This is a genomic window from Lysinibacillus sp. NPDC097231 (assembly GCF_044761885.1).
GTDB lineage: Bacteria > Bacillota > Bacilli > Bacillales_A > Planococcaceae > Lysinibacillus.
The window spans coordinates 117,017-139,129 of record NZ_JBIWDH010000005.1 but is presented as its reverse complement, the minus strand read 5'-3'; the positions used below and the strand labels follow the sequence as shown (position 1 = coordinate 139,129).

General features: G+C 38.0%; 15 protein-coding genes. 11 read left to right on the top strand and 4 right to left on the bottom strand.

Going from position 1 to position 22,113, the window contains the following annotated elements; genetic code table 11:
• The first annotated feature begins 3 nt into the window (after window positions 1–3).
• Complete coding sequence (locus ACIQXF_RS05660; protein ID WP_402780045.1) at window positions 4–1,197, top strand: acyl-CoA dehydrogenase family protein; 1,194 nt, start codon at window positions 4–6, stop codon at window positions 1,195–1,197.
• 601 nt (window positions 1,198–1,798) lie between these two features.
• Window positions 1,799–3,898 carry a beta-propeller domain-containing protein gene (locus ACIQXF_RS05655; RefSeq protein ID WP_402780043.1) on the top strand — a complete coding sequence of 700 codons (2,100 nt, stop codon included), beginning with the start codon at window positions 1,799–1,801 and terminating at the stop codon, window positions 3,896–3,898.
• 185 nt (window positions 3,899–4,083) lie between these two features.
• Here ACIQXF_RS05655 and ACIQXF_RS05650 read toward each other — a convergent pair whose 3' ends face one another.
• Entirely contained in the window at window positions 4,084–5,490 is a 1,407-nt protein-coding gene (locus tag ACIQXF_RS05650) for a polysaccharide deacetylase family protein (RefSeq protein WP_402780041.1), read from the bottom strand.
• Window positions 5,491–5,744: 254 nt separating this feature from the next.
• Between ACIQXF_RS05650 and ACIQXF_RS05645 the strand changes: the two genes are divergently transcribed.
• Both ACIQXF_RS05645 and ACIQXF_RS05640 read left to right on the top strand, forming a co-directional pair.
• Window positions 5,745–6,497 (top strand): threonine/serine exporter family protein, encoded by a 753-nt coding sequence (locus ACIQXF_RS05645; RefSeq protein ID WP_402780039.1) that lies wholly within the window; start codon window positions 5,745–5,747, stop codon window positions 6,495–6,497.
• Window positions 6,498–6,509: 12 nt separating this feature from the next.
• Window positions 6,510–6,977, top strand: a complete 468-nt coding sequence (locus tag ACIQXF_RS05640; RefSeq protein ID WP_402780037.1) for a threonine/serine exporter family protein — start codon at window positions 6,510–6,512, stop codon at window positions 6,975–6,977.
• Between the two features lie 824 nt (window positions 6,978–7,801).
• On the opposite strand, the gene ACIQXF_RS05635 is transcribed toward ACIQXF_RS05640, so the two are convergent.
• Window positions 7,802–9,823 carry an EAL domain-containing protein gene (locus tag ACIQXF_RS05635; RefSeq protein WP_402780035.1) on the bottom strand — a complete coding sequence of 674 codons (2,022 nt, stop codon included), beginning with the start codon at window positions 9,821–9,823 and terminating at the stop codon, window positions 7,802–7,804.
• A 185-nt stretch (window positions 9,824–10,008) separates the two neighbouring features.
• Between ACIQXF_RS05635 and ACIQXF_RS05630 the strand changes: the two genes are divergently transcribed.
• The 4 genes from ACIQXF_RS05630 (at window position 10,009) to ACIQXF_RS05615 (ending at window position 15,783) form a co-directional block, all read left to right on the top strand.
• The gene (locus ACIQXF_RS05630) at window positions 10,009–10,902 is read left to right on the top strand and encodes a DMT family transporter (RefSeq protein ID WP_402780033.1); all 894 of its coding nucleotides are present in this window, start codon (window positions 10,009–10,011) and stop codon (window positions 10,900–10,902) included.
• Between the two features lie 72 nt (window positions 10,903–10,974).
• Complete coding sequence (locus tag ACIQXF_RS05625) at window positions 10,975–12,696, top strand: ABC transporter ATP-binding protein (RefSeq protein WP_402780031.1); 1,722 nt, start codon at window positions 10,975–10,977, stop codon at window positions 12,694–12,696.
• Window positions 12,696–14,528, top strand: coding sequence for an ABC transporter ATP-binding protein (locus ACIQXF_RS05620; protein WP_402780029.1), 1,833 nt, complete (start codon window positions 12,696–12,698; stop codon window positions 14,526–14,528). The genes ACIQXF_RS05625 and ACIQXF_RS05620 overlap by 1 nt, the downstream gene beginning before the upstream one ends.
• Before the next feature lie 388 nt (window positions 14,529–14,916).
• Window positions 14,917–15,783 (top strand): GNAT family N-acetyltransferase, encoded by an 867-nt coding sequence (locus ACIQXF_RS05615; protein WP_402780027.1) that lies wholly within the window; start codon window positions 14,917–14,919, stop codon window positions 15,781–15,783.
• A 365-nt stretch (window positions 15,784–16,148) separates the two neighbouring features.
• On the opposite strand, the gene helD is transcribed toward ACIQXF_RS05615, so the two are convergent.
• Window positions 16,149–18,386 carry an RNA polymerase recycling motor HelD gene (gene helD / locus ACIQXF_RS05610; RefSeq protein WP_402780025.1) on the bottom strand — a complete coding sequence of 746 codons (2,238 nt, stop codon included), beginning with the start codon at window positions 18,384–18,386 and terminating at the stop codon, window positions 16,149–16,151.
• 211 nt (window positions 18,387–18,597) lie between these two features.
• On the opposite strand from helD, the gene ACIQXF_RS05605 reads away from it, so the two are divergent.
• Window positions 18,598–19,320: a glycerophosphodiester phosphodiesterase gene (locus ACIQXF_RS05605; RefSeq protein WP_402780023.1), complete on the top strand. Its 723-nt coding sequence runs from the start codon at window positions 18,598–18,600 to the stop codon at window positions 19,318–19,320.
• A 176-nt stretch (window positions 19,321–19,496) separates the two neighbouring features.
• Here ACIQXF_RS05605 and ACIQXF_RS05600 read toward each other — a convergent pair whose 3' ends face one another.
• Window positions 19,497–20,519: a DUF2804 domain-containing protein gene (locus ACIQXF_RS05600; RefSeq protein ID WP_402780021.1), complete on the bottom strand. Its 1,023-nt coding sequence runs from the start codon at window positions 20,517–20,519 to the stop codon at window positions 19,497–19,499.
• A gap of 183 nt (window positions 20,520–20,702) precedes the next feature.
• On the opposite strand from ACIQXF_RS05600, the gene ACIQXF_RS05595 reads away from it, so the two are divergent.
• Window positions 20,703–21,197, top strand: coding sequence for an amidase domain-containing protein (locus tag ACIQXF_RS05595; RefSeq protein WP_402780019.1), 495 nt, complete (start codon window positions 20,703–20,705; stop codon window positions 21,195–21,197).
• A 99-nt stretch (window positions 21,198–21,296) separates the two neighbouring features.
• Window positions 21,297–21,869 (top strand): nitroreductase family protein, encoded by a 573-nt coding sequence (locus ACIQXF_RS05590; RefSeq protein WP_402780017.1) that lies wholly within the window; start codon window positions 21,297–21,299, stop codon window positions 21,867–21,869.
• Window positions 21,870–22,113 lie beyond the last annotated feature (244 nt).

The following is a 22,113-nucleotide window of genomic DNA, read 5'->3' as shown; positions in this document are numbered from 1 at the left end:
GCCATGAACTTCGAATTTACCACTGAGCAGGAAATGCTACGAAAAACAGTAAGTCAGTTTGTAGATGATGAAATAATTCCATATATTGCGAAGTGGGATGCTGAGGGTGGTTTCGACCAAAAGATTTGGTCAAGACTAGCTGAACTTGGCTTAATGGGGGTTTGTGTACCAGAACAATACGGTGGCAGTGGCATGGATTACAATGCGCTTGCCATTGTTTGTGAGGAACTTGAACGAGGAGATACAGCATTTCGCACAGCTGTTTCTGTTCATACAGGTTTAAATAGTATGACTTTAATGCAGTGGGGAACGGAATCGCAAAAGCAGCAATATCTTGTTCCTCAGGCGAAAGGTGTTCGAATTGGGGCATTTGGGTTAACAGAACCTGGGGCAGGGTCAGACGTAGCAGCAATGTCTACCACTGCTGTACGTGATGGAGATTATTACGTATTAAATGGACAGAAAACATGGATTTCTTTATGTGATATAGCTGATCATTTTATTGTCTTTGCCTACACGGATAAATCAAAGAAGCATCATGGTATTAGTGCATTTATTGTAGAACGTTCAATGGCTGGTTTTACATCGAAGGCCATTAAAGGTAAATATGGTATTCGTGCAGGCAATACCGGAGAGCTCTTTTTCGAAGATTTACGTATACCTGTTGAGAATCGTCTAGGAGAAGAGGGAGAGGGCTTTAAAATAGCAATGTCTGCTCTCGATAATGGTCGTTTCACAGTAGCGGCAGGCGCCGTCGGATTAATTCAGGCTTGTATAGAAGCGAGCGTAAAATACTGTCACGAACGCGAAACGTTTGGCAAGCCCATTGGTGAACATCAGCTAGTTGGGCAAATGATTGCCAAAATGGAAGCGAGCTATCAAATGAGCCGTCTTCTTGTATATCGTGTTGGTGAGTTGAAAAATAAGGGGGTTCGGAATACGAGAGAGACCTCTTTAGCAAAGTGGCAGGCTTGTGATTTTGCTAATAAGGCAGCGGATGATGCAGTGCAGATTCACGGTGCATATGGTTATTCAGACGAATATCCAGTCGCTCGTTATTTACGTAACTCAAAAGCACCCGTAATTTATGAAGGTACGCGTGAAATTCATACAATTATGCAGGCAGACTATGTATTAGGAAAACGTCATGATAAGCCATTAGTCAAAATGCTACCGAAATGGCCATTTGAAGAATAAACGAGCGGGAGTCATTACCGCTCGTTTTTCTGCTTTCATAAGTTGTAATAACCCAATAGTTATCGCGAAGGAATAATTATCTTCATTCAGCCCAGAAGACTCCCACCTCTGCAGGTGTAAGATGAATGCGGTTTTGATTCCTTTTCAGTGGGTGTCCAAACACCTACTGAAATAGAGGAACTCAGTCTAAGAACGCCACGTCCTGTGGCAACGACTTAGTGACCAACATCATGCTGTTGCTGTCGCTACGCTTTCGCACAGACAAAACCATTTTGCTGTCGCTTCGCTTTCGCGCAAAAAACATCTGTTGGCCCAAAGCCTCCGGCGGATGTCACGGATTTTCAAAGGAGGCCTGCACGAGGGCCAACACGATGTCGGTCATTTCGGTAAAGCCACAGGACGTGGCGTTTTTACCGATGTAGGTCAGTTAACCGTTGTCACAGGAAGTGACGGTTTTAGGTTAACTTCCTACAAATAGCACAATTCAAAATCCGGACGCAATTACGCCAAGGCGAAATTGATTTTAAAAAGATTCGGAAAAATGTAACTTTCCTTTTCTTTTCTAGTCTAATTAATAAACAAGTATATGAAGGGGAGGAAAATGATGAGAACTAAGTGGATAGCCATTTTACTTATCACTATATTAGCTATTTTACCGGGCATTTTTACGTTGATGATGACACCTGAAGTGGAAGCGAAGGCGGCCGTTTCGAGTATGACAACTCAAAATTGGCATGCATCCTTTACAAAGGCATTAAAGGAAAGCAAAATAACGGATGATCATGTATACGTAACAAATAATGAGGGGCAAAAAGTGGTAGCAACAATAACATTGGGAGAAGATAAAAAGACACTCATTGTTAGTAATCTAGCACCAGGTAGCTATAAATTACATGTGCATAAGGAGGCATTTGCATTAAAAGGACTTAAAACAGCTTCGTATGAAATTCCATTTACCGTTATTGAAGAGCTTGAAGCCGTAAAGTCAGAGAAAGAGCTACAACAATATTTTGAAGCACTTTTAGTTAACCAAAATAAAGGTAGAGAATATGAAGAAAGTGCACCGGTTGCAAAGAGCGAAGATAAAGCGAGTATGAGCAATGCTTCTACAACAAATAATCAAGTAGAGGGAGTAGAGGAAGGTGATATTGTTGTTGTAAAAGATGGCTATATTTATGCTGTAAAGGATCAAGGTATTACTGTTGTTGATGCTAAAGATCCGAAAAACCTAGAATTAGCGACAACAATTAAGCTAAAAGAGTCTCAGTATATTTCTAAGCTAGCGTTATATAATAATGTATTAATAGCGATTGGAGATGAATATTTAGAAAAAGTAGGCACAAGTATGTCAACAGCTACTTTATATGATATCTCAAATCCCAAGAGTCCTAAGCGTATACGTGAAGTAGGGCAAGAGGGATATTTACAAGATATTCGAATTACAAATGGCACATTATATTTGATCGGTAATATGTATCCGAATTATTGGATGCTTCGAGATGAAAAAGCACCAGATTTAAAACCGAAAACTTATGATAGTGTTGAAGGAAACGAATACAAAAGCTTACCTCTAGAGAAAATATCTATTTTACCAAATACAATGGATGGAACTTATAGTTTGATTACAGCAGTGGATTTAAAAAATGGTGCCAAGACAACTGCTAATACTAAAGGATATTTAGGTGGAAGTAGTGGCCTATATATGTCGGAGAATGCACTTTATTTAACAACACCAACTTATGATGGAAGTCTAGCTGTTCCAGCCGCTGGTCGCATAATGGATATGATCTGGATGCCAAGAGCGATGGATACACAAATTTTTAAATGGAATGTTGATGGCATGGTGTTAGACTTTGTAGGTAGCATGAAAGTGAAAGGAACTGTGTTGAATCAATATTCGATGGATGAATATAATGGCAACTTCCGCATCGTTACAACTGAAGGAAATACATGGGATGAGCAAAGTATTTCACGTAACCACCTTTTTATTTTAGATAAGAATTTAAAAGAACTTGGTGCGGTGAAAGATTTAGCTCCTGGGGAAAAAGTGTATTCTGCACGCTTTATGGGCGAAAAAGCATATGTGGTAACATTTAAGCAAGTTGATCCATTGTTTGTTATTGATGTGGCAAATCCGAAAAAGCCTACTGTTCTAGGGGAACTGAAGATTCCAGGCTTTAGTAACTATTTACATCCGTTAGATGATACGCATTTGATTGGTATTGGCTATGATACAGAACAACGCTATGATGCTTATTCAAAACGTAATTTTACAGTTACAACAAATATGAAAATGTCTTTGTTTGATGTTTCAGATTTCCATAATCCAAAGGAACAATCTACAGTAAAAATTGGTGGTAAAGGCTCCCATTCTGACGTTCAATACAATCCTAAAGCGTTATTCCGCAATAAGGAATACAATTACTTTGGTTTCCCAGTGGTGCTATATGACGCAGGGAAAGGCGATGAAGTCGTCTATAAAGGTCAAGGTGCACAAATCTATGAAATCACTGCAGATAAAGGAATAGTGTTAAAAGGAAATATAATAAATACAAGTACTGGTGAGCAGTATGAAAATTGGGAGCAGGTTGTACAGCGTGTAGTTTACATTGAAGATGCTCTTTATACGGTTGCACGTAATGAAGTGAAAAGCTATCAGTTAAAAGACTTCAAGCCTCTAGACACACTAACAATAAAATAGAAAGGAAAGAGGCTGGGACAAAAAGAAAAAATGTTAGACCAAGATACAATCGGTCTAACATTTTTTTGATTTATGAAGGAATATTTAACTCAGAGAGGCGGAAAAGTTATTATCCATTTTCGCTATTTTTCAAAATAATCGGGTTCTGTCCCAGCCTCTTTCTCTTTGTATAAAGCGGATGTTAATTATTGACGATATTGAAGAATCTCCGATACAGTTACAAATTCATAGCCTTGCCCTTGTAAATAAGCTAGTACGGCATCAAGTCCGTCTGCCGTCGATTGATGGATATCATGCATTAAGACAATAGCATTATTGTGCAAATTATTCTGAACATGAGGTAGTAACTGTTGAGCATTGCGGTGCTTCCAGTCTAAAGTATCGATAGTCCATAATACGACAGGAATTGGTATTTCAGCGTTTATAGCATCATTTGTTGCTCCGTATGGAGGTCTAAATACAGTAGCATTTTGGTTAATGGCTTTCTCTAATTCCTTTGCAGTGGATGTGTATTGATTGACTACTTGCTCTTGTGTCAGCTTTGTTAATACAGGATGGTTCCATGTATGATTACCAATTTCATGTCCACGTGCAAGAACGTCTCTAGCGACATCAGGGTAATACTGTACACGACTGCCAAGCATAAAGAAGGTAGCTTTTGCATGATATTTATCGAGAATATTTAAAATTTGTTCTGTTACTTTTGGATGTGGGCCATCATCAAAAGTTAAGGCAATACGTCTCACATTCGGATCACCTTTAGCGGCTGGTATTGTAGGCTTTATTGTCTCCATGGCGATTTGAAAATCAGAGGCTAACAGCGGGTTAATAAGTGAAAGCGGAAGTTTCACAATTGGCGCACCTACAGTCCCGCTAGCAATCTCATACTCATCAAAATAGAATTGTAGCGAATCATCAGCGATAGCAAATCGACTAAAGTTAGACCATTTCGGTTCGGCCGCTTTTAAAAACTCATCATTAAAAAGTGCGTCCTTTAACTGGAGGTTTTGCTGTAAGTCTTTACGTACATGAGCCGCTAACGTTGATAAGTTGTTTTCATCGTTTTGCAATAATGTTTTAATGTTAATTTGTTCACCAGTTTCATTATTGATAACGAATGTTTTGGTTGAAACCTCTTGATTAGCTCCGCCTAAATACAACGTTTTTGTTAGAACAAATGAATAGTAATGCTTTTGATAAGGGAAAGTTTCCAGACTAATATTAAGCTCACCCATTGCCTCTTTATCTTTATTTTTCTTCATAGATGTCAGATAGTTTTCTTTTGAATCCGTTATGTACTGTAATACGGCGTTGTTAAAAGCTTCATTATCTGTTTGTGGATAGTGAATAGCGAAAGGTGTTAACGTATCGTTGGAAACGTCTGTTACAATACGTATACCTGGAAACGCAGAGCTTTCTGTGGATAAATTACTAGAAATTGAATCTGAATTTGTCTCTTTTGAGGCACTAATTTTTTGAAACTTAAAATCATCCTTTGACAGGATTATGACTAGAATAATAGTTGTTAGTGTAAGGATGAGGCCGATTAATAGGAAATCAATCATCGGGCCACGTTTTCTGCGTTCCGGCATTTGATGGATACGCTCCTTTCTTTATTTATTTTTCTATAACAATTAGACGTGTTAGTCATTGAAAAAGTTATACGAAACTACAAAGTTTTTCTACCAATTTATGGGAAATCAATTTTCATAATAAAACTCATTAATTTTCACTATTCAGCATATGAAAACCAAGGTATATTGTTAATATTGAAATTTCAGTTGAGTTTTTATAAGCAGTTCGATACTATTGGCAAGGAACCTTTTGAAGGAGGCAGATAGCTGTAATGGTTTTACATGGAGCGGATAATGAATTTACGATTGACTGCTTATTACTTGCAGGGCGTATTATGATTGAAAGTGGTGCAGAAACGTACCGTGTAGAGGATACGATGCTACGCATGGCACATTCTCAAAATATGCTAGATGCGCAATGTTATGCCACACCAACAGGAATCATTTTTTCTTTAGGCAAGACACAGCCAACGAGAATTACATCGATTTCCAGTAGGGTTACAGATTTACAAAAAATAGCCTTGGTAAATTCAGTATCTCGGAGACTCACATCTCACATGATAACATTAGAAGACGCATATGACGAGCTAAAGTCGATACAAAAAACAAATTATTTTTTACCAACATATATTCAAGTCATAGCAGCGGCTCTTGCGAGTGGTTGTTTCCTTATAATGTTTAAGGGGGGATGGTCTGATTTCCTTTTTGCATGTTTGGCAGGGGGGTTAGGTTTTCTAGTGCTTTTAATGATAAATGACTTAACAAAAGTAAAATTTTTCTCAGAATTTACGGCTTCATTTGTAGTAGGATTTATTGCTGTTTTTGCAGTGAAATATGGCCATGGTACGGAAATAGATAAAATTATAATTAGCTCCGTTATGCCACTGGTACCAGGTATTTTGATTACGAATGCAGTTCGGGATTTAATGGCAGGTCATTTTATGTCAGGGATGGCAAAGGGCGTAGAGGCATTTTTAACAGCTTTTGCAATTGGTGCAGCTATTGCCGTCACTCTATCGTTTTAGGAGGCAGATGACATGGACTATATCATACAGTTGATTCTTAGCTTTTTTGCGACTGCAGGTATCGCAATTATTTTTAATGTACCTAGAAAAACCCTAATTTATTGTGGCTTTGTTGGAGTAGTAGGCTGGATGATTTACTTCGTCCTAACGGAGCATGGCATGGATATAGTAAATGCCTCATTCTTTAGCGCTTTCGTAATTACTATCGTTTCCCATTTGTATGCTCGACGCTTCAAAATGCCGATGATTATTTTTATTGTTGGTGGTATTATCCCGTTAGTTCCGGGAGGCATGGCTTATAATGCAATGCGAAATGTTGTAGAGGATGATTATTTACAAGGCCTACAGTATGGATTAAAAGCATTTTTAATTACGGGTGCAATCGTTATGGGACTTGTATTTGCAGAAGTATTTATACAGCTTATTTTCCGTTCTGTACGCACTAGTAAGTCGACATTACAGAAGGTCTACAAGAAATAGTGTTCTATTTCAAATTTGGGGATGGGCACAACTAACGATCTGGTATCTGCCTCCTTGACGGATAGAAGCGTTATATCGTTGGAGAAAAAGCCAAGTCAACTGATAGAAGTGTTAGGGCTACGTTTTTCCCCGAGAGCAAGAAAAATAAGGAGGCTACGTTCAATAAACGTGGCTCCTTACATGTTGTTGAAAAACTATAATGTCAATGAAATTAAAGTGACCTGTTAAATAAAGTATGACTTTTGAGCAAAAATGGGGGTTGATTTCCGTTCCGACTGGTCGCTTTCCTGGGGGCGTCCGATGAGCCGCTTCACTCGCGTTGCTCGCTCCAGGGTCTCATCTGCGACGCTAATCCCCAAGGAGTCGACCAGTCTCCACTTCAATCAACTATTGCACTTAGCGTGTATCTTCTTGCATTAATTTATGGTGATAAATTGATAGCTCTGCAACAGGGTTTTGTCTGTGCGAAAGCGAAGCGACAGTAGCAACAAATACTTTTAAAACTAAACATTCTATACCATCCATTTATGGTGAATAAGTAAAGTTCATTTTTGACATACATTAAATTTATAGAAGGTCTACTTATCATTGATTGGAGTGGAAGGCTACTCGACTCCCGTGGGAAAGCGAGACAGGCGAGACCCTGCACGGAGCGTGAGCGGAGGAAGCGGCTCGGCGCTCGCCCACAGGAAAGCGAGTAGCCTGGAATGGAAATCACCACATTTAAAGTGCCAAATATTCACTAAGATTTCCTTGACTATTTTGTTTTTCAACACTATGTAAGGAGGCTACGCTCAATAAACGTGGCCTCCTTATTTAAATTGTTATTTAACAAGCAATGCTTCAATCTCCTCTGGAGTAACTGGTTTACTAATGTAATAACCTTGAATAGCATCACAGCCATAAGTGATTAAAAGGTCTGCTTGTTCTGACGCTTCGACACCTTCTGCTACAATTTTAAGTTCCATAGATTTACCGAGTTGTACCATGCCGTGCACTAGCTTTTGTGTTTTTTCAGATTTTAATAAAGAACTTGTAAATGATTTATCGATTTTTAGTGTATCTATAGGTAAAATTTGCATATATCTAAATGATCCATAGCCGATACCGAAATCATCTAGTATAAAGGTGATACCTTCGTTTTCAAGCTTACGCATTTGCTGTGTAATAAAGGTAGCAGCTTCTGCTTCTAGTGCAAATTTCTCTGTAATCTCAATTTGAATAAGGCTAGCAGGACAACCAGTTTTTGCTAGCATTTCAAGTATCGATTTTGCCATGTTTTTATCACGGAATTCGCGGACAGAAGAGTTAATAGACACTTTTAAATCTAAACCGGATTTTTTCCAGATTAATGCTTGTTGGCAAGCTTTTTCTAGCATAAAGGAACCGATATTATTAATAAGACCAGTTTCCTCAGCAATTGGAATTAGCTCATCTGGCGAGACAACTCCTATAACTTCATCTTCCCAACGAACTAATGCTTCTACTGTAGTTATTTTATCAGAATAAACATCGATCTGTGGCTGATATAGGACCTTTAAATTCTTTTGGTCAAGAGCCTGAAGTAAACGTTTTTCAATTAAAGCTTTACGATTCAATGCTTTATGTGTTGCTTTTGATAAAGAGACAATTTTATCGCCACCTGCTTCACGAACATTTGAAATAGTAGCAATAGATGCCTTCATAAGTTGTGAGAATGTTGTTTGATCCTCTGGGTATCGTGTAATTCCACCACTAATAGAAATAGGTACAGCAATATTACTGCTATAAATTGGATGCTGTTGTAGGTAAGACAAGAAGCCCTGAATAAACCATTCACTTAAAGGTGTAATCACGACAAAATCATTTTCATTAATACGTGCCATTGTACTATCTTGGAAATACATTTTTATGCGATTTGTAAATTCTACTATAAGGCTTTGTTCGATTTGCTGATCATGTAACTCTTTTAACGTATAAAATTTATCTATACTTAAATAGACAAAAGAGAAGTGTCTGTCATCCTCAATCATACTGGAAATCACTTTTTCAAGTCGATGTGCATTCATGAGACCTGTTTCTGTATCTATATAAGCGATTTTTTCAAGCTGATGTTGTATTGTTTTGGACTTGGTGATATCCTTTTCGATTAAAATAAATTGTTGCTCATTTGTTTCAAGGTTAAATGTCGGGATAGCTGTTAGAAGTACCCAATAAGCTTGCCCTGTTTTAGTTATTTTTTCGACTTCACCTTGCCACGTGTGGCCGTTGTTTAAATTACGCCAGATAGTATTTGTTATTTTTCCGCTTACTTCGTTATCAGGGAACAGTTGCCAAAAAGTTTTGCCGATCACTCGCTTTGGTGTCCATTGACTTGTTTTTAGAAATTCAGCATTACATTCTAAAATAAAACCATCATGATCGAGGGTAACTGTCATAAATGTCGAATCTAGCCCATGCTTTAAGTCTACGAGAGTACTGCTATTCGAGACAGAATTAATCATTAATTCTGGTAGCATAAACATCATAAGAATGAAACGTTCTCCTTGTTCAGTAAATGGCTTAGCTAGTAGCGCCGTAGTAATCTCTTCATTTGTATATGTGTCTACTTGAACTTTATCTATATACGTATTGTCATCATTTTTTAAAATATTTTGAAACGTCTCTAGTGAAAGTTGGCGTAGTAGATTTTCATGTACGAATGGAGTAGTATTTCCTTTAATATCAGTAGCTGAAAAACCAAATAGCTGTTCAGCTGGTTTTCCCCAAATAATGGCTTGTCCATCTTGGTTTATGACAAAAGCAGGAAAAGGAAGTGAATTTAAATAATGTTCATCAATCGTAAATGATTTATGCATAAGACTCATGATTATTCGATCTCCTTGGGTAATCTATATATACTAATATTATAGTTAATTATCGGGAATTAGTCATTATGAATATATTTGTAAATATTTGATGGTGAAAAAAATAGGACTTTTCTAGTGAAACATAAGAAAAGATTTGGAGGAAAATAACATTTTTTAGTACATATATAAGGAGCGGGGATTGTATGAAACGGTTAAAAGGAATAATATTTATCGTCTCTGGTTCGATGTTGTGGGGAGCAACCGGTCCTTTGATGGAGTGGTTACTCAATTATACGCCATTGACAGTTTCCTTTATGTTAACAATTCGTTTATCGGTTGCAGGTATATTTTTACTTACATATTTATTGTTAACAGGAAAAGATATTTTCGGCATTTGGCAGCAAAAACTATGGAGTAGACAGCTCATAATTTTCGGAATCGCAGGGATGTTAGGTGTTCAATTTGCTTTCGTCGCAGCGATAAACGAAAGTAATGCTGTATTGGCGACCTTATTACAATTTTTAGCTCCAATATTTGTTGTTGCTTATGTCTCTCTTAGTTTAAAGAAATGGCCCCCGAAATATCAAGTATTAGGAATTATTGGCACTCTTATTGGACTATTCCTCCTACTAACGAATGCTTCATTTAATGATTTATTAGTTAGTAATAAAGCATTGCTATGGGGAGTAGCTGTTGGTTTAACATTTGCCTTTTATACTTTGTATCCAGCTCGTCTGATGAAAGAATGGAGTGTACTTCTTGTTGTCGGTTGGGGAATGCTAATAGGTGGAGTAACGTTAGGAATTGTTAGTCGTGTTTGGCAGTCAGATTTATGGTTTGTTTTCACAGATTTAAAGGTTGTAGGCTCATTGGCTGCTCTAATATTCTTCGGGACTGTGGCTTTTGTACTGTTTTTAAGTAGTATGAAATATATTACAGCAGTTGAGACTAGTATCTTATCTAGTATTGAACCATTAACAGCTATGGTTATTTCAGTTATCGTGTTCGGTACATCTTTAGGATATTGGCAATTAGTAGGAGTGTTCATTATGCTTGTTTGTGTAACATGGCTTTCGGTAGCTGGAGAAAAAGCATAAAAATACTATCTGTTAAGGTATATTTAACTATGTTTTTTTTTTGAAAATTTTTTGGGACAAGGGGGAAAGAATATGAAAGAAGTTTTTTCCTATGTAAAGCCTTATAAATGGACTGCGATTTTTGCACTATGTTTAATGCTGTTGGAATTATTTGTTGAGCTTGTTCAGCCACTTATAATGGCAAAAATCATAGATGATGGAGTACGAGCTCAAAACGAAGAGATGATTTTGCAATGGGGAGCTGTATTGCTAGTTTTATCCTTCGTAGCATTTGTAGCTGGTGTGGTTAATTCATATTTTTCATCACATACAGCACAAAGCTTTTCCTATGATTTACGAAATGCAATGTTTGAAAAAATTCAATCCTTTACATTAGTTACTTATCAAAAATTTTCAACAGCTTCACTAATTACAAGGTTAACGAATGATGTGACACAGGTACAGACAGTATTGTTTATGAGTTTGCGTATTATGCTTCGGGCACCACTTGCCGTCATTGGCAGTATCGTAATGGCTTTTGTTGTTAATGCAAAGCTAGCATTGTTTCTAGTCATCGGTGCACCGTTCATTTTTATTTTTCTTATTTTTATGGTAACAAAAGGTGTGTCTTATTTTGGACTTGTACAAAAAAGAATAGATCGTTTAAATAGAGTCCTACAGGAGAATTTGCAAGCTATTCGATTGGTAAAGGCTTATTTAAGGGGTACATATGAAGCATCTCGTTTCGATGAAGTTGCCGCGCGGTTAAAAATAGATACTGTAAAAGCTTTACGTACGATGGAATATATAATGCCTGTACTATTATTCATCATGAATATGAGTTTACTTGCAGTACTGTGGTTTGGAACGAAGCAAATAGCTTCTGGTACAACACCTCTTGGAGATATAGTTGCAATTGTCAATTATGCAATGCGTATGACGGGATCGTTTTCGATGTTTGCCTTTATTATTATTTATTATGCGCGTGCCAAAGCCTCAACAGATCGGATGGCAGAAGTACTTTCTACTGAAAATGAGATTGAGCTTACATCATCTTTAGAGGAGAATTCTAATGGCATGAATTTTGGAGAATTAGCTTTTGACAATGTTAGCTTTACCTATCCAGGAGGAGATGCATCTGTATTATCAAATGTAAGTTTCCGAGTGAAATCTGGCGAAAAGTTAGCCATTATGGGTGCAACAGGTGCGGGGAAATCAACTCTGTTACAGCTTATTCCTCGCTTCTACGATGTAACAAAGGGCAAAATAATAGTGGAAGGCAAGGATGTTCAGCAATGGGATTTGCAAGAACTACGTGACATTATTGGCTATGTCCCACAGCAATCATTGTTGTTTACGGGCAGTATTGCAGATAATGTTTGTTGGGGAGATGCACAAGCAGAAATGGATGCAGTGCTACAGGCAACAATGCAAGCACAAATCCACACTTCTGTAGAAGATTTTCCTAAGGGCTACGAGACAAGGGTAGGACAGAAGGGTGTTAATCTTTCTGGCGGTCAAAAACAAAGATTATCTATTGCAAGAGCGCTATTAAGAAAAGGCCATATATTAATGCTAGATGATAGTACAAGTGCTCTTGATGTTAAAACGGAGCAGGCATTATGGGATGCATTGAGCGAAGAAAAAGCAACTATGCTTGTTGTAACTCAAAAAATTCGTACAGCCAAAGGTGCAGACCGCATTCTATTAATTGATGCTGGGGAAGTAGTCGCATACGGGGCACATGAAGAGCTTTTAGTATCTTCAGAGCTTTATAAAAAAATCGCAATCTCCCAACAGGAGGTAGAGGAATAATGGGATTTTTCCAAAAACCTTTTGGCTATGAGCCGATTTTGACGAAAGATGATGTGAAGCAGGTTATCAAGAAAAAGAAGGGACCTCGTGCAACAGATTGGAAAAGTACACTGTTACGATTATGGAAAATTGTTGATGAGCAACGTGTACTATTAATTATTGTACTGTTACTTGTTATGGCAAGTTCCATTTTGGCTCTCCTTGGACCTTATTTAATCGGTAAAATGATTGACATGTACGTCATGCATGGAGAGCTTGCAGGTCTAGGTAAGGGAATTGTGCTGTTAATCAGCATTTATGCTCTATTAGCAGTATCGTTATTTTTACAAAACTATTGGATGATTGGTATTGCTCAGCAAACAATTTATAGATTACGGAAGAGTGTATTTATCCATTTTCAAAGACTACCTATCGCTTTTTTTGATCGTCGTCAGCATGGAGAATTAATGAGTCGGATGACGAATGATATTGAAGCAGTTAGCTCAACATTAAACAGCTCTTTTATCCAGGTATTTTCTAGTGTCATAACGCTTTCGGGAACAGTTATCATCATGCTAAGTCTAAGCCCTTTACTAACAGTACTAACGATGACAATTATTCCGATTATGTTTTGGGCAATGCGTTGGATCACACGGAGAACAGCACCCTTGTTTAAAGAGCAGCAGGCGGCCATAGGTGCGCTTAATGGCATGATAGAAGAAACGATTTCAGGTCAGCGGATTGTTAAGGCATTCTCACAAGAGGAAAGAATGAAAGCTGAGTTTCGTGAAAAAAGCTTGCGATTGAGAAGTACCGGCTTTTGGGCACAGACTTATTCTGGCTATATTCCGAAGGTCATGAACTTTTTAAACAATATGAGCTTTACAATCGTGGTTGGTATTGGAGGCATACTTGCTTTTTATGGCCATGTGTCGATAGGGGTAATTGTTATTTTCACAGAGTACGCACGGCAGTTTACACGCCCATTAAATGATTTAGCCAATCAATTTAATACAGTATTATCAGCTATTGCTGGTGCTGAACGGGTATTTGCGTTACTGGATGAACATCCCGAAGAAGAGACTGTCTCAGCACAGAAGCATAAACTATTAGGACAAGTAAGCTTTCAACATGTGTACTTTAAATATGAGCAAGAGGAAGATGCTTACACTTTAAAGGATGTTAATTTTAAAGTGGAGCCTGGGCAAACAGTGGCTCTTGTTGGAGCAACTGGGGCAGGAAAAACAACTATCTTACAGCTTCTTGCAAGATTTTATGAGGTAACAAAGGGTGAAGTTTTATTTGATGGTGTAAACGTTCAGCAAATAGAACGACTAGCATTGCGTTCGCAAATGGCCTTTGTGTTACAGGATCCATTTTTGTTTGAAGCGTCTGTACGTGATAATATTCGGTATGGTCGATTAGATGCTAGTGATGAAGAGATAGAACAAGCAGCAAAGCGAGCGAATGCACATGATTTTATCATGAAGCTGAAGGATGGCTACGACACAGTTCTTGCAGCGGATGGACGTGAAATTTCACAGGGGCAAAAGCAATTACTATCAATTGCTAGAGCATTGATTGCTGATCCAAAAATTTTATTGCTTGATGAGGCGACAAGCAGCATCGATACTGTTACTGAGCTGGCAATTCAAGAAGCACTCGACACATTAATGCAGGGACGCACAAGCTTCGTTATTGCCCATCGATTAAATACAGTGCATAATGCCGATATTGTGCTTGTTATGCACAAGGGTGAATTAGTTGAAGCTGGGCCTCAACAGAAGTTAATTGAATCTGGCGGAGTCTATGCGCAGATGTTACAATCTTCATCTCATCATCTTAATGAGTAGGGTAAAAGTAACGCATAAAAATCAACATATTACAGAAACATGGGAAAGAGCGACTTCACAATGCTTTCAGATAGCTCTTTCTTATGTGTATTAGTTCGATTAAAAGTCCTTATCTCACAACTACAAATGTAATTTATTTGTATAAATGGTATAATCATTGAAGATGGAGATTTATTCATTACGAATGAGCTCTTAGTACGATGATTTCTATCTGTAATTCTAGTAATTTTCAGTCACTTTAGCCGAGATGATTGTATAAATCCTTTTATTTTCACTATATTTGAAGTAAAATTGCTGATAATTAGAAGTAACTAATATAATTTGTTGCCAGCTCATTTTCTTTCTTGCTACAATAGGGCAATAGTCAGATACAGGAACGGAGTAAACGATGAATATTTCAGTGATGACAGTGTCTTTCCCGTTAGATGGAGAAACATTAAAAGAATTAAATTTATTGTGTGAAGAAGCAACTATACATGATTATCGTGTATATGAGACAGTTATGAGTGTACCTATGGCAGGCTCTTTTGAGTCGAAGGGTTTTATGGTTCTTGCTTATGAAGATGACAAAGATGTATTAGTAGGAGCGGCAAGTGCTATAGATTTAATGGGACTTCATACATATGAATGGTCTCTAGTTGTAACGCCTGCGTATCGTCAAAAAGGAATTGGAACCGCTTTAGTCGAAGCTCTACAGGCTGGACTTGAAGAGCGTGGAGCGGAGGGACAATTGGCGGTAGTTATAGATGGATCACCTTGTGGACACACGTTTATTGAAAATAAGGGCTTTACATATAGCTTTTCAGAAGCAACTTTAGAAACAAGAGCAGAGTCGGTAGAGCTAAGGGATGATATCGAGATTGCACCATATGCTGGTGAACATGCAGAACTGATTGCAATCTATGGTGCAGCGTTTGGAGATCAGCCAGAAGAGTCTGAGGAGTTAATATCTTTTAATACGTCAACAAATGGAAGAAAGCTATGGTTAGCACGTAAAGATGGTAAAATTGTTGGAACTGTGACGACAGCTCAGGAAAATGAAATTCAATGGGTGACAGCATTAGCGGTTCATCCACATTATGAGGGGCAAGGAATTGGTACAGCTATGCTATCCTTTTCCAAGGATTATGCTAGTAAAATTGGAGCAAAAATTGTTATGCTTGATGTAGAAATTGAAAATAGAAAGGCGCTTTCTGTTTATGAGAAGGCAGGCTTTATGAAAGCACAGCAAATAGATTATTTCGTGAAAAACTAAAAATAGGGTGAGTAGTGATGATCGCTGCTCACCCTGTTTATTTGGTTCTACAATGGCCTCATCAAAAGTGAACAGGGGCTTTCTAAGGTATGTTGTTACGTTATGATGATGAGCTTTTTTATCATAGATTTGTAACTATTGTCATAAGTATTAGTAAGCCTATGAAAGGAGTCGTTATCATGCGTATGCCTGCACTACCTAAAAAGAAGTCTCCTCCAAAGGAAGCACCAAGGTCATGGTGGAAAGTTGTTAAAGCGTATTTATCCAGAGGGAGGTTTTACCGTATACCGCCTCGAAATTGATAAAAGAGTAGTAAAAGTTCAATGCTAATAAAAAAAGTCGCCCTATTAGCGACTTTTTTATTGTTACAATTGTCCATTTTCTAGTAGAAAAGTATTCCTTGTTGGGCCGATTAAATATAGCTCATGCATGGCTCGAGTAAGTGCTACATAAAGTAGCTTGCGATCAATCTTCGTATCATAGAAAGGTGTATCGAATGCAGCTACGATGACTGCATCAAATTCAAGACCTTTTGCTAAATGACTTGGAACAACGAGCAATAATTCCTGATTAATGGACTCATTTTCAGTTAGGAGCTGAGAAGCAATTTTATTGTCTTTAAATGCTTGATGCATTGTTATTGCCTCCGCCGTAGTTTTACAAATTAAAGCGATGGAATAATGTCCATTGTCTCGAATGGCTTCAAAAATTTCTTTAATTTGCTGGGCATCAAATGCTTCTGCTTGGACAAAAGTTGGCGTATTACCATGACGAACCACAGGCTCTACTAATGGTAGTTGTTCATCCATTTGTGCTAAGACCTTGTTAGCGACCTCCATGATTTCAATTGTTGTTCGATAGCTTTTTTGCAGTGTTCGGAAGCTTGCACGAGGAAATAAATTTTGGACAGGCTCCCAGGCAGTAAGGGAACGATAGCTGTGAATGCCTTGGGCTAAATCACCAACCATAGTAAACATATCTGTTTCAAGACCTGTCTTTAAAGCAGCAAGCTGGAATAAACTATAGTCCTGTACTTCATCGATGAAGACAACTCGCATTTTCCATTCATCTGGAATGCCCTTTATACGAGCTTGTAAATAATAAAGTGCAGCTAAATCCTCAAGCGCCCATCGTTCTTTAACATGTGCTTGTAAAAATTGCTGTTGTTCAAGATAATGCCACTCAGGTGCAAGCTCTGCTAAAAGCTCAGCATTGGTTAATAGGGTACGATAAAGAGTCTTTATATTATGTTTGGAAAAGCGGCGCATATAAACAGACGCTGTGGATTTTGCCTCTTTCTCAATAGCAGGAATTCGTTCGTCCCGTTCATCGATAAATTTTGTGACGATGCGACGGCGTTTTTCATCCTGCCGAATACCATCTAATGCTTTGCCAATCGCCACATCATATTTTTGATTCAGCGTATTTAAGACAGCTTGTTTCTTTTGACGAACATGACTTGCTAGAACCTTTTTAATATGTGCGAGTCGTTTTTCGATGGGCATATAAGAAAATTCATATAAAAATAGTTTCTTTAAATGGGATGCTCTCATAATGCAATATTTTTCGATGAAAACATCCTCGAATTGGTTGGCGATTTCCTGCTCTATCTTTAGAAAGTATCGTTCTATAACATCACGATAAAAAAGTGAACCTTTCATTTCGGATATCCAGGTTGTTTCCTGTCGAGTTCCTCCTGCAACAAGTGATTCTAACTGATCATTAGGGTTCTGAAGTTTGAGTTTCAGCTTAGTCGCAGCTAACACATAATCGGTAAAGGTTGTCTGGCAAATTTTCTCGACTCCAAGCTCTGGTAAAACATCACCAATATAATCGATAAATAACTTATTCGGTGCTAAAATCATGAGCTGCTCAGGGTTAAAATGCTCGCCCATTGTATAGAGGAAGTATGAAATACGGTGGAGTGCAATCGTTGTTTTTCCGCTACCAGCAGCTCCCTGTACAATAATAGGCTGACGAAGATGTGCGCGAATAATTTCATTTTGCTCCTGTTGAATGGTTGAGACGATTTCTGTTAAACGAACATCTGCCTTGCCCGCTAACGCCTCTTGAAGCAATTCATCATTTGTCGTTAGATCTATATCACGAATATCGAGCAATTCACCATCCTTGATTTTATATTGTCGCTTGGCAAATAAATGTCCTTTGTGAATTTCCCCACGAACATCATATTCCATATCACCTAGGCGACCATCATAATAGACATTTGCTACGGGTGAACGCCAATCAACAATAATAGGCTCATGAGTCTCTCGATGGAACAAAGAAGTTTTACCGATATAAAGAAATTCTTCAGGATCTCCAGTCTTTTGAAAATGGATTCGCGCAAAATAAGGCTTTTTTTGAACTGCCTCCAAACCTTCTTTTTGGTGACGAGCCATTTCAAAGAATCGAGCATTTGTTAAGATATTTAAATAGCTCAAACTAGAATCTAAATAATCAAGGTCTGCCATCGACTTACGAATATTTTCCTGAGCTGATCGTAAATCTCTTTGCGATTCATTTAAAATCTGCTGCATATAATTTTTCGTGTAAGCTAGCCGTTCCACTTCATCCTGAAAATCTGGATGTTGTACAGTCATTTTTTAGCACCTCCTAAGTACTTACAATTTCAAGTAGATTCTCATACTACTATATAAAATATTTACCATCAAGTGAAAGCGTAATAGGCTGATTGTGTTACTCTTAGTTCAAGATACAGTGAAACTCAATTTCCTATACTCATTCTCTATTAAGGGATGCATGTTTTATTGTATTACTGGCTGGTAATGTGGAATAAAAGGGGGTTATGATTTGGATATTTTTGCACATAGGGGTGTTTCTGCCCATTATCCTGAAAATACTATTGCTGCTTTTAAGGCTGCATCAAAATTGCCTGTTACGGGTATTGAACTGGATGTTCACTTAACTGCGGATGGGGAGTTAGTGGTTATTCATGATGAAACGATCGATCGAACATCTAACGGCTCTGGCTATGTAAAGGACTATACACTGCAAGAGCTACGTACATTTGATTTTGGTTCATGGTTTTCTACGGAATTTGAAGGTGAAGGCCTTCCAACTCTAGGTGAAATATTAGAGTTGTTTATAGGTACAAATCATCGTATTAATATTGAGCTCAAAACAGATGTATTTCCGTATGACGGAATTGAAGCATTAGTGATTAAGGAAGTAGCCGCATATCAAATGACAGAAAGAGTAATTATCTCTTCCTTTAATCATGAGTCAATTCAAATCGTTTCACAAATAGCTCCGTACATTGAAAAGGCGGCTCTATTTGCGGAAATTTTAGTTGATTTTAATGGTTATACGTCTCGAATTCCTGCAAATGCGATACATGTAAGCTTGCCTACAGCGTTTCGAAAATCTGTCGGAAAAGCTTTGCAAGAAGGTGCAATTGTACGTGTATACACAGTCAATAACATCGAGTATGCATATCAATTACAGCAGCTTGGTATACAGGCAATATTTACAGATGATCCAGAGAAGATCAAATCTGCATTGGCTATGGAGTAAGAAAGATTCTTAATAGGGGACTGATAACTGCCAAGAATCTAACACGCGGGGAATAGCTGATTGTCCGTGCGTTAGATCCTAGTAATATTTGATATTTAGTTTTTAGAGACTTTTACTTTTGTAAAGTTAATGATATTGTTTGCTTCTATTTTTGTACTAAAATAGGTATTCTATCCTTACCATTTCGCAAGATGTTCTTCGATACAACCTAGCATTTGCTGAATGATAAGTGTTTCACCATTGTCTAGTAAAACAGAGCCGTCGTAGTAGCCAAACATCTGATGTACTTCAGATTTTACGAGTCCTGCATTTGTTTCAGCAATTCGCTCGAAAAACGGGGAGAATGTTAATGAAACTTGGTTAGAAAATTTAGTTTTAACTTTCCACCTTTGCATAAAGTCCTCTCTATCATAATGGAACAGTAAATCCTCGTGTATTTTGGTCATTTTACCATCAACGAAAACAGCATTCTCTGTCATTCCAGTTCCGTCTGTCCACTTACCACCTAAATTGAGTCCAATCCGTCTACCCCGAACTCTCTGCGAGGCCATTCCCCAATTCCATGTAGCTTCACGTGGCCAAACTCCGCGACCATAATCTAATACAGCAAAGTTTTCCTCGGGTGAAAATGTAAAGCGGCGAGTACCAATTGTTACAACTCCAGAAGTGGGAAGTATATGATGCTTGCCTGTAAATTGGAATGTTTTACGGTTCCAGGGAATGACTACATTCAGTGACTCATCTGTAGGTGGATGCTGAATGATAAGCTTCGCGCGTAAAGCATCTCCATCGAAGTTTGGGATTGAAACTGATAGATGTGTTTCATTTTGTATATAGGTCATATCAATCATCATTTCACTGTTTTTAAATGATACTGATTCTAGCACCTGTGTAGGCATTTTTAGTTTGCCACCCAATGGTATTGTAATTGTTTTTTCAAAGTAGCGCTGTGTTTCATATTCAAGGAAATAGACGAAGCAGACCGCTGCATAGTCTAGGTGGCTAATCGTAGCAGAAAATAAGATCTCATCACCATAGACACACCAATAATTCCATTTCTTTTTGCGCATAATATGGCCGCTTAAATTGCTGTTTATAAGAGGTTTGCGTGCAAATCCGATGGCAGCTGGATTTAAGTTACCTTTTTTATCGCATAAAAGAGTAGGTTGTAAAATTTCTTTCTCAGCATGCTGCTTCACATTCAACATCCCTTCTGGTCGTAAAATAAAAATCTATACTACTGTTAACCTTATTGTAGCAAAAACTATCTTAAAATTGGAAAATATAGTGCTGGATGAGGCCGCTTTCAGCAATTTTACGAATAAGGACCTAACTAATAGAAATGCCTATATGTACATATGATGAACATAAGGAGGAGAAGCGTGGCAAAAATGTATAACAGGCAGGCCGCCGTAAAATATGCGAATTTGTGGTGGAACAGGCGTAATCCAGCATTTCCGAACTTTACTGTTGATTGTACGAGTTATATATCTCAATGTTTACTAGCTGGGGGGGCACCCATGAGGGGGGCTCCAAACAGAGGGAACGGTTGGTGGATACAACAGGGCAATTGGAGCTTTAGCTGGTCTGTTGCACATTCCCTAAGATGGTATATAGATAGCTCTAAAACCGGTTTGAAGGGTAGGCGTGTACAATCTGCAGAGGAATTGGATCTTGGAGATATTATTTTTTACGATTTCCAAGGTGATGGGAGGATTGATCATTCGGTAATTGTGACTAGTATTCAGAATGGGATTCCATATGTTAATGCACATACTTCAGATAGTATTAATCGACCATATTTTTATGAAGATTCAACAGCCTATACGCCAAGTATGACTTATTATTTCTACCATATAGATGATAGTTTTGCTTAGAAAGATAGCAGTTTTAAAGCTCATCATTTTGTGATAATGTGAAGGGTAGAAGATATTAATTCTAATATGTTGTATTGCTATAGAAGGAGATATGAGTATATGAGCGAACAATTTTTGTCTGTTAAGGATGCAATCATTCAGCGTCGTTCGATTAAAAAGTTTAATGGTCAACCTGTAGATCGTGAAGATTTAATGGCCATTATCGACGATGCAGTATGGGCACCGAATCACGGTAATAGAGAGCCTTGGCGTTTAGTAGTTGCATGTGGTAAGGAGTTATTTGCACTTCATAATTTATTACGTGATTTAGCTATACCGAAATGGCAAGAGCTTTCGAGCGAAGATTTAGCGAAGCAAATGACGAAATTTACATTACCAGGTGGCTATGCATTTGTTATTGTTCCAGAGGATGCACGACAAAAAGAACGTTTAGAGGATTACGCAGCAGCAAGTATTTTTATTCAAAATATTCAATTGCTAGCATGGGATAGAGGAATCGGTTCATGCTGGAAAACTCCTGCTTTTTTAGATAATCCAAAATTCCGCGAAGCCTTAAAGGTTCAGCCAGGCGAACGTGTTATCGCAATGCTACAAGTCGGTTATTTTGATGAAGTACCAAAAGGTAGAGAACGTAAAAAATCAGCAGATGTTGTAACCATTTTTGGAGAATAACATAGTAAAATCCCCTCGTTAAAATGAGCGAGGGGATTTATTAATTTGTATCGGCGGAGGGCTTTAGGCCAACAAGATGTTGGTCACTCAGTCGTGTGTTGTTGCTGTTGTTGTTGCTGTCGCTTCGCTTTCGCACAGAAAAAACCGTGTTGCTGTCGCTTCGCTTTCGCACAGATAAATTGTCACAGGACGTGGCGTTTTTAGACTGAGTTCCTCTATTTCAGCGGATGTCTTTTGTACCGAA